This window comes from Sinorhizobium fredii USDA 205 (assembly GCF_001461695.1).
In the GTDB taxonomy this organism is placed as follows: Bacteria; Pseudomonadota; Alphaproteobacteria; order Rhizobiales; family Rhizobiaceae; genus Sinorhizobium; species Sinorhizobium fredii.
This window is the reverse complement of record NZ_AUTC01000016.1, coordinates 1-11,087: the sequence shown is the minus strand read 5'-3', so window position 1 is coordinate 11,087 and position 11,087 is coordinate 1. Positions and strand designations below refer to the sequence as shown.

Annotated in this window: 9 protein-coding genes and 4 pseudogenes; all 13 read right to left on the bottom strand. The window is 66.1% G+C overall.

The features are described 5' to 3' along the window. Positions 1-470: 470 nt before the first annotated feature. Positions 471-605 (bottom strand): annotated as a pseudogene (locus N181_RS30810) (transposase domain-containing protein); the annotation flags it as partial. 112 nt (positions 606-717) lie between these two features. Next, the gene (locus N181_RS02995) at positions 718-1,719 is read right to left on the bottom strand and encodes a tyrosine-type recombinase/integrase (protein WP_015633473.1); all 1,002 of its coding nucleotides are present in this window, start codon (positions 1,717-1,719) and stop codon (positions 718-720) included. After that, positions 1,716-2,231, bottom strand: a complete 516-nt coding sequence (locus N181_RS35435; RefSeq protein WP_014857753.1) for a tyrosine-type recombinase/integrase — start codon at positions 2,229-2,231, stop codon at positions 1,716-1,718. The genes N181_RS02995 and N181_RS35435 overlap by 4 nt, the downstream gene beginning before the upstream one ends. A gap of 176 nt (positions 2,232-2,407) precedes the next feature. Beyond that, positions 2,408-2,629 carry a hypothetical protein gene (locus tag N181_RS35430; protein WP_014857755.1) on the bottom strand — a complete coding sequence of 74 codons (222 nt, stop codon included), beginning with the start codon at positions 2,627-2,629 and terminating at the stop codon, positions 2,408-2,410. Positions 2,630-2,782: 153 nt separating this feature from the next. Further along, a pseudogene (locus N181_RS34435) lies at positions 2,783-2,910 on the bottom strand (IS5/IS1182 family transposase); the annotation flags it as partial. A 95-nt stretch (positions 2,911-3,005) separates the two neighbouring features. Continuing rightward, positions 3,006-4,055 carry a type 2 isopentenyl-diphosphate Delta-isomerase gene (gene fni, locus N181_RS02980; RefSeq protein ID WP_015633476.1) on the bottom strand — a complete coding sequence of 350 codons (1,050 nt, stop codon included), beginning with the start codon at positions 4,053-4,055 and terminating at the stop codon, positions 3,006-3,008. Positions 4,056-4,140: 85 nt separating this feature from the next. Continuing rightward, complete coding sequence (locus N181_RS02975) at positions 4,141-5,043, bottom strand: terpene synthase family protein (RefSeq protein WP_014857758.1); 903 nt, start codon at positions 5,041-5,043, stop codon at positions 4,141-4,143. Then, on the bottom strand, positions 5,040-6,590 hold the full coding sequence (locus tag N181_RS02970; protein ID WP_014857759.1) for a hypothetical protein: 1,551 nt from the start codon (positions 6,588-6,590) through the stop codon (positions 5,040-5,042). The genes N181_RS02975 and N181_RS02970 overlap by 4 nt, the downstream gene beginning before the upstream one ends. 135 nt (positions 6,591-6,725) lie before the next feature. Next, positions 6,726-7,706 (bottom strand): polyprenyl synthetase family protein, encoded by a 981-nt coding sequence (locus tag N181_RS32825; protein ID WP_034859625.1) that lies wholly within the window; start codon positions 7,704-7,706, stop codon positions 6,726-6,728. A 117-nt stretch (positions 7,707-7,823) separates the two neighbouring features. Then, a pseudogene (locus N181_RS32820) lies at positions 7,824-8,846 on the bottom strand (cytochrome P450); the annotation flags it as partial. Next, positions 8,846-9,019: pseudogene (locus N181_RS30795) on the bottom strand (SDR family oxidoreductase); the annotation flags it as partial. The pseudogenes N181_RS32820 and N181_RS30795, both read right to left, overlap by 1 nt. 38 nt (positions 9,020-9,057) lie before the next feature. Next, on the bottom strand, positions 9,058-9,366 hold the full coding sequence (locus tag N181_RS02955) for a ferredoxin (RefSeq protein WP_034859623.1): 309 nt from the start codon (positions 9,364-9,366) through the stop codon (positions 9,058-9,060). Position 9,367: 1 nt separating this feature from the next. After that, positions 9,368-10,675, bottom strand: coding sequence for a cytochrome P450 (locus N181_RS02950; RefSeq protein WP_014857763.1), 1,308 nt, complete (start codon positions 10,673-10,675; stop codon positions 9,368-9,370). Between the last annotated feature and the right edge of the window lie 412 nt (positions 10,676-11,087).

Genomic DNA, 11,087 nt, shown 5'->3' with positions numbered 1-11,087 from the left:
AAGGGAATCCCATACGGACTCTTATGTTAGGCGGATACCACTAGCTTTGCGTGGCGGGCACACCGGCCCGCGTGTAGGGCCAAGCTTTGTATGCCAGGCAGGGCGTCGTCGGTCAAGCGAATGCAAATTTACCCACGGCGATTTGACACAGCACGCCGGCAACCGCGGAACGGTGATGACACTGTCACAGTATTTCAATGCTTTAGTTTGAATTGGCCGGCGGGCCGCGGGTTCATATCCCTTCAAGGCGAAGGACCGGAGACATCCGGACTGAGCGGCATGCTGCCGGCTTCCAGTCTCAGGCGGATGGAGAGTTCGCGTTGCTGCCTTTGATCTGGACGCCCGGGAAGCGGGAAGAACGGATTCTTGGTCCGTATGAATCCGAGCGTCTCAATTGGGGCCGGAAGCGGTCCGGCAAGTTTCGGAATAGCAACGAGAATGCCGGACATTGCGTGAAACGCGGTAAGCGGTTAGCTGACGGCGTCCGACCTGAAGTTCCAGGGCATGAGGGCTTCGATTTCGGATGCTGGCCAGCCTTGAGCAATGCGGGTCAGGGTCTGCGAGAGCCAGTCGAGCGGATCGGCGCCATTCATTTTCCATGTTTTATGCCGACCGTCGAACTATGCCGAGCACCTCTTCCAACATACCGGTTGAAACGCGCTTCTCTTGCCGTTTTGGTCGAAGACCAGTCGTTGGCACTCGGCATAGTTCTCATGCTCAGAGGGCGTTCAGGAATTCCAGAAGCCGGTCATTTGGTCGAAATCGCTTGGTCTTGGCGCCTTCGTACGGCTTCAGCTTTGCGAGTGCGGATTCCTTCAGTTCAAGATGTGCATGAAGATAGGTCAGCGTCGTTTCCATCGCCTCATGGCCCAGCCACAGGGCAATGACCGAGCAATCGACGCCCGCCTGTAGCGGCTCCATGGCAGCGCTGTGCCGCAAGACATGGGGCGACACCCGCTTCGAGCGAAGGGAGACGCAGTGCTCGCGCGCTTTGGCGACATATTTGTTCAGCAGGGCCTGCACGCCGTCGGCGCTGAGGCTGCCACCGTGCATATTCGGAAAGAGAGCCGTTGCGCCTCGCTTCCCTGGTTCCTTGAGCCAACGCCGGAGGGCTTGCTGTGCAACCTTGGTGAGCGGCGTACTTCGCTCTTTGCGGCCCTTGCCGACGCATTGCACATGCGCGCCCTGGCCCAGCATTACCGAGTCTCGGTCAAGATCGATGATCTCGGAGACCCGCAGCCCCGTTTGCGCGGCCAGCAATAGCAGAGTGTAATCGCGGCATCCCAGCCACGTGCTTCGATCCGTGCAGTCCAGGATCGCTCCAATCTCGGGCCTGGTTAGAAACTGAAGCTGCCGCTTGTCACATCGCTTGCTGGGGATCGCGAGCACACGCTGAATGTGGGCGCTATGTGCCGGCTCCTCGAACCCCGCATATCGGAAGAAAGATCGAATGGCTGTGAGGCGGAGGTTCCGGGTCCTCACCGAGGCGGATCTCTTCGTCTCAAGATCCTCCAGGAATGCGCCGATGAAAGGAGCGTCCAAATCCCGCAGTGTCAACTGAGATGGGGATCTCCCAAGGCGCGTCTGTGCGAACGCAAACAGGAGCCTGAAGGTGTCGCGATAGGAGGCAATGGTGTTGGAACTTACACCTCGATGCTTCATGAGCCGATCTGTGAACCACCGCTCGATCAGCACGGCCAGGTCGTTCGTGCGTCTCATGACCGAATCTCCCAGCGCTTATCCAATCGCCGTACGGCATGGTTCATCAGTTCCGGCGCGGCGGACAGGTACCAGTAGGTGTCGCGAACATTCGCATGGCCGAGGAAGGTCGAGAGAACCGGCAGCTCGCGTTCCACATCTTCGCCAGCGCGATGCCAGTTGATCAGGGTCTGGACGGCGAAACGGTGACGAAGATCATGAATCCGTGGGCCATCGCGATTCCCCTCCTGCCGTAATCCGATTTGCCGGGAAAGTCGCCAGAACACGCGGTGCACGTATTGATGCAGCAATCTGCCGCCCTGTTCGGCGACGAAGAAATAGGGACTGCGCGGCGTACCAAGGTGTGCATCGCGTCGGACGGCATAGTCTGAAAGGACAGCGATTGTCGTGGCGTGCAGCGGGACCAGCCGTGACTTGCCGAACTTTGTCTCTCGGATAGTAAGGACGCCCTGGTCGAGATCGACGTCGGCCCGGAGCAGGCCGAGCGCTTCGGAATGGCGCAGTCCGGCCACCGCTATCAGTCCGAACCGGCAGTGATTCCAGCGTCGAGGGCCGGCGGCAGCGAAAGTGCTGCCGCCACAAGCGCCTGAATCTCGATCTCGCTATAGATGTAGGGCTTTGTCCGCCGTGCCGGCGGCACAGCGTCGCTTGGTGGCACTTCCGTCAGAGGATCGAAATGAGTGAGGTGCTAGGCAAAGCAGCGCACATCAGCCAGGCGGATGGACCAACTCGGCTGTCGGCCCATCAACGTCACCCATTCCATCGCCAGATCAGTCGTGATGGTATCGGCGCCGCGGGCTTCCATGAAGGTGACGAATGACGACAACCGTCGTGCCGGACCGTCGTATTTGTATCCCAGCCCTTGGCGCATGCCGACATAGCGCTTGAGCGTTGTGCGAAGCCGGCTCATTGGACACCTCCCGGCCAGGGTAGGCTCAGTTCACGCAGCTTCTCAATAGGTACTGTCACATTGATTGAGCGGTGGTTCTTGTAGGTCGGTGCACTCACGGTCATGGGTGCGCTGCTACCTCAATTTCCTTACCGCTCAATCAATGTGACAGTACCCGTCTAGCCGCACTAGCGCTTCATTGACCATCAGCCGGATCGGGCGCAGTGGATGATCGGCTGGCACGAAATCCTCCAACCGCTCATCGTGAACAGCTGCTCCATGAACACATCGCTCCTGCGCATCGAACCCCTCGCCAAGGGGATCGGTAGTCTATCTTTGGCGTAGGTATTTCAGCAGTCTGCTAGGCGCCCGCCGCCACGTGCGGGCGACGCCGGCATCAACCGGCGGGCAGATGTGCCGAGGGCAACAAGCGCGCCTGACGTAACGCCGCCAGATCAGCCGAGCCGGTGCAGAAGCAGGCGACGGCCAACTGGCGGATGACGATCTCGAAATGTGAGACAACCGCCTCGGTGGACACCGTCGCCGCGCCCAGCACGCCGGCCGCCTGCCCAGCGATGTCCGCGCCCAGGCGGATGGCCTTGGCCACGTCGACGCCGTCGCGGATCCCGCCCGACGCGATCAGCTTCACCGTTGGCAGCGCCCGACGTACCGCCTGCACGCTGGCCGGGGTCGGAATCCCCCAATCAGCGAACGCCATCGCCACGGTACGGTCGGCGGCATCGCGGGCGCGCTCGCCCTCCACCGCGGCCCAACTGGTGCCGCCGGCGCCGGCGACATCGATTACCGCCACGCCCGCCTCGACGAGCGCACAGGCCACCGAGGCGGACAGGCCCGACCCCACTTCCTTAGCCACGATCGGCACGCCCACGCTGCGCGCGGCGCGAGCGATCTGCGCCAGGACGCCGCGCCAGTCGCGGTCGCCCTCCGGCTGTACCGCTTCCTGCAGCGGATTGAGATGGATGATGAGTCCATCGGCCTCCAGCGCATCCACCGCCCGGCGCGCCAGGTCCAGGCCGTCGGCCTCGCGAAGTTGCGCGGCGCCGATATTGGCCAGCAAGGGAATGTCTGGGGCCAGGCGGCGCAGCGCGCGCGTCAGCCCCTGGGAGTTGCGGGATTGCAGGCTCAAGCGCTGCGAACCGACGCACATGGCGATCCCCAAGTCTTGCGCTGCCTCGCTCAGATGCCGGTTGATGGCCTCGGCGCGTGGCATGCCGCCGGTCATGGAGCTGATCAGCAGCGGCGCGCGCATGGTCTTGCCCAGCAGCGAGGCGCGCAGGTCGATCTGCGTCAGCTCCAACTCGGGCAATGCGCAGTGTTCGAAACGGATGTACTCCCAGCCGGCGGCGACCGTGGCCGGCGCCGTTCGCCGATCCAGCACGATGTCCAGATGGTCGTCCTTGCGCCGGCTCAGGGCGGTGTCGCTCATGCTCGCTCCATCCGTCGCATCGGGCGACGGCGTTGCGTCGGATCGGACCGACGGCAGCGCGCACACGCCGCCGCCTCCCGCGCATTCAGGCCGGCGCACGCTGGCCTCCCCCCGCAGCGTCGCTGCGGTAGCGGCTGGTCGAGGTCTGGTAGAACTGCGCGCGGATGGCCGCCATGGCCTCGATCAAGGGTCCCCACGGCGCGGGAAAGCGTTCTTCCGCCATCACCCGGTGCAGCATGCGCGTATGGCCGGCCAGCTCGTCGTTGAGGAACTCCACCGCAGGCATAGCCGGATAGCGCTGCTGCACCAGGATCGCCGCGTTGTCGGCCTCGCCGGCCGACCTGTCCTTATCGCGTCCATGCAGATCGTTCTGCAGGCGCCCTATCGCGGAGATGAGCCGCAGGACATGGCGAAACGCCGGACGCGCGCGCAAGGTCGCCATGTCCAGCCCCCACAGCAACGACAGGCAACAGAACACGTTCGCGTAGCCGATCGAATCGATACCGTTGTGCAGGTACTCGGCGTAGGACCAGCGTTCCGCCCCTGCCGCCTGCGCGTGTCCGGCGCGCAGCGCCGCGCAGTAGCACCGGGTATCGTCGAGAAGCTGAGCATAGTCGCGACGATCGTAGGCGAGCGCGGCCAGCGAAGCGCGCAGCACAGCGCAGCCCTCGAATCCGGGGAGCGCGCACGGCACGCCCTGCCCCACCGCCAGCTCCACTGCGGCGAGCTGCTCCGGCGCGATCAGGCCAAGGTCGTTGCAATCGTCGAGCCAGAACAGCAGCGCCAGTTCGCGATAGAACGCCACGATCAGCGTTTCGTCCTGCGGATCGCGGCCGGTGCGGGCGCTGGTGTCGCGCAGGCTCGGGTGGATGCGCTGCAGGATGTACTGGCCGCCCCTGACTGCTTCCTCGGCATGCTCGTCGGCGAACCCGGTCAGGGAACGCCCCCACTCCAGCACCTGCTGCAGCGCGCGTTCGGTCTGGATCATGGCGCCGCTCCTGCTCCCTCGGCCAGGACGCGCCGCCCCCAACGAAGTGCCAGCCACAACCCGGCGAGTTCGGCCACGCGCACGACCCGGGTGGGGCAATACAGTTCCTTGCCGATCCACAACGGCGTCTGCGGCAATGCATGCGCCGCATGGCGGGCGAGCATCCACTCCAGCGCACGCGCCACCGCCTGCGCGATGCGCCGGCGCCCTGTCGGCTCTTCGCTCCCGTCCATCACGTGCAACGCGAACAGCGCATAGGCGGTTTCCTCGAATGTGGACGCGCGACCGGCGCCCCAGCCGCCGTCGTCGCGCTGCGCCTGCAGCAGCGCCGCTAACGCGCGCTCGTCGCGCCACTGGGGCTTGCCTTGCGCAAGCGCAGCGACCGCATGCGCGGTGGGATACAGCCACGAAACGTGCCATTTTTCGTTGTCCCATAGACCGTGCGGGTTGCGATTGGCCTCGACGTAGGCGCTGGTGCCGGCGGCGGGCTTTCCCAACAGTCGCAACGCATGCAGGGCATGGATGTTGGTCGACACCGAGGCATTGCGCTCGCCGGGGAAGGTGACGAACAGCTCGCCGATTTCGAAATGGCGCAACGCATCGACCGCCGGCTCGCGGCCTGCAAGGCGCAGGACGCACAACGCAACGGCGGTGTCGTCCGCATCGGCCGCGAAGTGCAAGGCCGGGCCCAGACCGCGCACGCCCAGGCGGGCGTCGAGCTGCGCAACGATCACGCGCACCGCCTCGGCGAGCGCGGGATGCGCGAACAGCCCGGCCAGATGCAGGGTGTACAGCGACCAGCATGGCTCGAACACATTGATCGGCCAGACGTTGGGAACGACGCCTTCGATGCCGCTGCGCGTCGCCCGCGATGCCGCTTGCAGATACGCGTCGGCGCGCCCGACCTGCGTCGTGCTCCCCTGTGTGACGGCGTGCGCACGCCACGCGGCGGTGGCCGCCGGACTGATGCCGATGCTGCCGTCGTCATCAGGGCATGCAGTGGTCGGCGACGTCCCCCAGGCTTCCCAGGAGTGCAGCAACGGATGGCCGCTCGGCAACGTCGCCACCGCCCGCAGCTTGACCAGGCACGCTTGCCGCAACGGCAACAGCGCCGGATGGCGCGGAAACTCCACGCCGCCCAGCAAGGATGCGGCCTCGCCGCACAACTGCGGCAGGATCAGCTCCGCGCCGATCGGCGCGTCTTCCGGCACCACATGCGAGTAGGGATCGGGCTGGCGCTCGAGGAACCGGGTTGCAGTCTGGACTGCGTCGGCAGCGCCGAGAAGAGGATCGGCACGCTGCAATGCCAGCAACGCCGCCCACGTGGGCGCATGGCGGAACAGCGGGAAGTCCGCGCTTCCCCATCCGCCATCGGCCTGTTGCTGCGCGATGAGCCACGCGTATGCGTCCTGCCGACCGGTGACGTTGCCGTGGAACTGTAGAGCTCGCGCCGTGTCATAGACGGACGGACCGACGCTGCCGCCGTCGCTCATCTCGCTCAGCAGGTGGCGCAATTCGGAAAGGATCTGTTCGGACAGCGCGTTCACGCGGAATGTTCCTTCTGCAGACGGTTGACGAGAACCAGGATCGGGCAGTCGCCGCGAACTCGGACACAGTGCTGCATGCACCGCTGCCGCTGGTCGATCCAGCGGCACACGGGCGACTCCATGCGGACGGCGCGCTTATGCGCATGGCGCGTGCTTGAACAGATACGCGTTGGCCCGCTGCAGCATCTGCGCCATGCGTTCCGCACGCGGCCCCAGCGGGGCGATGGCCTCCCCGGCGTCGCGCAACAGATCCAGCGCGAACTGGCGCGCTGCCTGCAGCCCCATGATCGACGCGCAGGTCGGCTTCTGCCCCGCCGCGTCCTTGCCGGGGGTCTTGCCCAGCGTCGCGGTATCCGCAGTCGCGTCGAGAATGTCGTCGACCACCTGCAACGCCAGGCCGAAACAGGCGCTGTAGCGATCGAGCGCACAGTACAGCGCAGCGTGCGCGGCATCCTCCGCGATGGCGCATAGCGCGCCCATGCGAACGGATGCGCGCACTAGCGCTCCGCACTTCATCCGGTGCATTGCCACGATCCTGTCCAGCTCGACGTGCTTTCCGACCAGCGACAGATCCATGGCCTGCCCGCCTGCGGCACCCTCGGCGGACACCGCCCGCGCCAGTTCGCGCACGAGCGCGATACGGTTGTCGCCCGGCGCATCCAGGCTCGCCAGGGTGAGGAAGGCGTGCGCCTGCAGCGCATCGCCGACCAGGATCGCAGTGGCTTCGCCGAACCTGACGTGCACGGTCGGAAGGCCGCGGCGAAGCACGTCGTCGTCCATCGCGGGCAGGTCGTCGTGGACCAGGGTACAGGCGTGCATCATCTCGATGGCAGCGCCGACGTCGTCGAGCATGTGCGCCGGCGTGTCGGCCAGTGCGCCGGCAGCCAGACAGAGCAATGCGCGGGTGCGCTTCCCGCCATGCAAGGTGGCGTAGCGCATCGCCGCCATCAGCTCGGTCTCACCGTCGTCTTCGGCGCAGAGAAGACGCGCTAGCGCCTGTTCGACCCGCTTTGCGCCGTCCTGCATCCAGATCTCCGGCAGCAGCCTGCCGGATGCGCCGCCGCCGAGCGCGGAAACGCCAGTTCGGTCGTCGTGTAGCGTGGAATCGGTCTGCATGTTGTTCATGTCCTTGTACCTGACAGGAGACGGCCACGGCGAGCGGCGATCCGCCGCGGCCGGCGCCGCTGCCTCGCCACACGGGGCATGCGATGCCAGCTCATGAGATATGGGTGCCGCGGGAATGCGCCGTTGGCCGAGTTGCAATTCCTGCAGCGCGCGACGCGGCAGGAGCGTGATTGCCGGATGCACGCGCAGCGTCTCGCGGAATAGCGCCTCGGCGACCGGACACTGCGCCAGGTCCTCGTGCCGGGTCGGCGCCGCGCCCACGCGTTGCGCCTCCTCGACCAGGGCGTCCCACAGCACAGGCTGCCGCGCCAGCTCGATCACCATCCAGGCCATCGTCGAGGCGGTGGTGTCGTGACCAGCAAGCAGCAGCAAGCGGATATTGGCGACCAGGACGTCATCGGAGAGCGCATCGTCGCTGCGATCGAAGGCGCTCACCATGTCGTTGATCAACCCGGTGCGCGCGGCATGCGCGCGCGCGTCGCGGACGAACTGGCGCAACCGCGCATCGATCCAGTCGCGGGCGGCGCGGCCGCGCCGCAAGGGCAGTCCGGGCAGGTCGACCGGGGGCGCGACGATCAACTGCAGCAGTTGCCGGTACTTGCGATGCCATCCCGGCAGGTCCTGCGCTGGGATTCCCATGAGGCGGAAGATGAGCTTGAGCATCAGGTCGCCGGTTTCGCGCAGGATGGCTACGTCGCCGCGGTCGCGCCACGCCTGCACCCGCGCCCGGATGACGGGCGCGAACAGGGCGCCGATGCCGGCCTGGGTCAGCCCCTTGGGCAGGAGCGCCGCCTTGATTGCATCGCGCGCCTGCCGGTGCGCGCCGCCGTCCTGGGCGACCAACGTTCCGCCAAGTAATTCGGGCGCGATCTCTTCGATCAGCGCCGAGGACACATCCTTGTGCCGGAGTAGTGCGAACGCATCTGGATCCACGCAGGTCATCAGGTGTCCGGCAGGCCCGAAATCCAGCCAGAAGTGGCTGCCCAGCGTCCGTTCCGCGCGCCGCAGCAGGCGCGGCAGGTCGCAGACGATGGCGGGAAGATGCCCGACCAGGGGGAAAGCGCCGGGCACGACCGGGATGTCGTACCGCAGCCGGTGCCGACGGTCCAGCGGGTTGAGCAGCATGTCCATCAGCAGCGCCCCGCTTCGGCGGTGTCGCCGGCAGCCCGCGCGGCGCGGCTGTTGCCACCGTCGGCGTACGTCGGGACATGCGCCAGCATGCCGCCGTCGATGCACACGACCTGGCCGGTGATGAACGCAGCATCGTCGGAGAGCAGGAAGGCCACCAGCGCGGCCACGTCCCTTGCCGATGCCGGCGCCGGTCACCACGGCCACTTTGCCTTCAAACCGTCCCATCGTGTCCTCCTGGATTGCGTTGGTCTTTCGCGGCATGCCGCTCAGCCTCCGCCGGAGAAGGCGCAGGGTCCGCGCTGGCGCGCTCGCCATCGCCAGTGTCGCTTTCGATGACCCGGATGGCGGCGACCGGGCACTGGCTGGCCGCGAGCAGCACGGCGGCGTGCAGCGCCTGCGGGACCGTCGCCACGCACACTTCGGCCACGCCGTCCGGTTTGCGCTGGCGAAAGGTGCCCGGCAGCGTCAGCACGCACTGCCCGGTGGTTCCGCACAGATCCTGGTCGACCACGACGCGCATCTCAGCCCCCCCCTTGCGCATGCAGCCGCACCGGCAGCGCGCGGAACGTCCTGAGGAACGCGGAGGGCTCCCGGGTCGGCTGCTCGGCCAATGCCAGCGTGGGGAAGCGCGCCTGGATCCGCGGCAGGCTCTCGGCCAACTGCATCCGGGCCAGTTGCGCACCGGGGCAGAAGTGGATGCCGTGGCCGAAGCTCAGCATGATCTTCCCGTCGGTCGACATGCCAGGATTGGTGCCGCCAGGATTGGTGCCGTAGAACCGCGCGGGATCGAAGCGGTCGGGATCGGCGAAGGCGTCCGGGTCGCGATTGCCGGCCGCGATCAGCAACCGCACGTCCGCGTTCTTCGGGATCACCACGCCGCCCAGCTCGATGTCGCGCTGGGCGATACGCGGAGTGGGGCTGAACAGGACGGGCGCGTCGCAGCGCAGGACTTCTTCGACGAATGCCTTCACCCCCACGGCGTCTCCCTGCAGCCAGTGCCGCTGTTCGGGATACGCCCGCATCGCCAGGACCGCATGGTCGATGGTCGCAGCAGTGGTGGCGAAGCCGCCCAGCAGCATGCCCCACAGCATGCTGATCAACTCCGCATCCGACAGCGTGTCGGCATCGTCGTCGTGTGCGCCGACCAGCATCGACACGATGTCGTGGCGGGGATCGGTGCGCTTGCGCTGTATGAGGTCGCCAAAGTAGGCCAGCACCCTGGCGCTGGCCGCGTCCGCCGCGGCGAGCTGGGGATCGCTGGCGTGCGGGCCCAGGCCTTCCACAATGGCGCCGATGCCGGCGGCGAGCCCCAACATGTCGTCCTGGGGCAGGCCGAACAGTTCGGCGAAGACCAGCATGGGCAAGGCTAGCGCGAATTCCCGATGCAGGTCCACCGCCTCCCCGCGCTCTAGCGCGGGCGCCATGCCGTCCAGGCGCGCTGCGACGATGCGCGCGGTGCTCGGCCGCAGGTTGTCGATCTGGCGCATGGTGAAGTCGCGCGAGATCAGCCGGCGCAGACGCGTATGCGTCGGTGGGTCCTTCATCGCTAGCGTGGATGCCATCAGATTGACCGACAGGCTCGTCGCGGCACGCGGGAAATAGCGCGCCAGTTCGCCCGGCGCCGGTCCCCGAAACGCATCGCCCGTGGCCTTGAGCGCCCAGTAGATGTCGGCGTGGCGGCTCAACAGAAAGAGGCCCGACGCCGCGCGATGCACGGGATCGTGCTCGCGCAACCACCGCATGAACGGATACGGGTCGTGGATGCACGCTGGCGACGCCAGTTCGGCGAAGGCGTCCCGGCATGCTGCAGTGGTTTCTTGCGCGTCCATCTTGGTTACCTGTTGGCTGGCTGATCTGACAAGCGATGGAAGGGTATCCGGCGTGTGCCGCCGTTCAACTAAGGCAGCAAGAGTTGTGCCAACTGCGCAGAGAGCGCCTCAGATAAGCTGCTCTGCACATCATTCTATGACTTAACTGAGCGCGGCACGCGCGGGCCGAACATCACTATGTCGCGGACGCGACAAACCCGACAGTAGGTCAACGCAAGGTATGTCGGTCGCCTTAGCTTGGCGCAGAAGTCAGGGTTCGTCTGTCGGGCATGATCGGACGTCCAGTATGGAACCGAAGCTATGTCATCGAAGGGAGGAAGGTGACCGGCAGGCGCTGCGGGAGCGAATGACGTAAGACGAAGCTATACTAGTGGATGGAATCTAACACTTGGTGCCCCCGTTTGACGGCAGC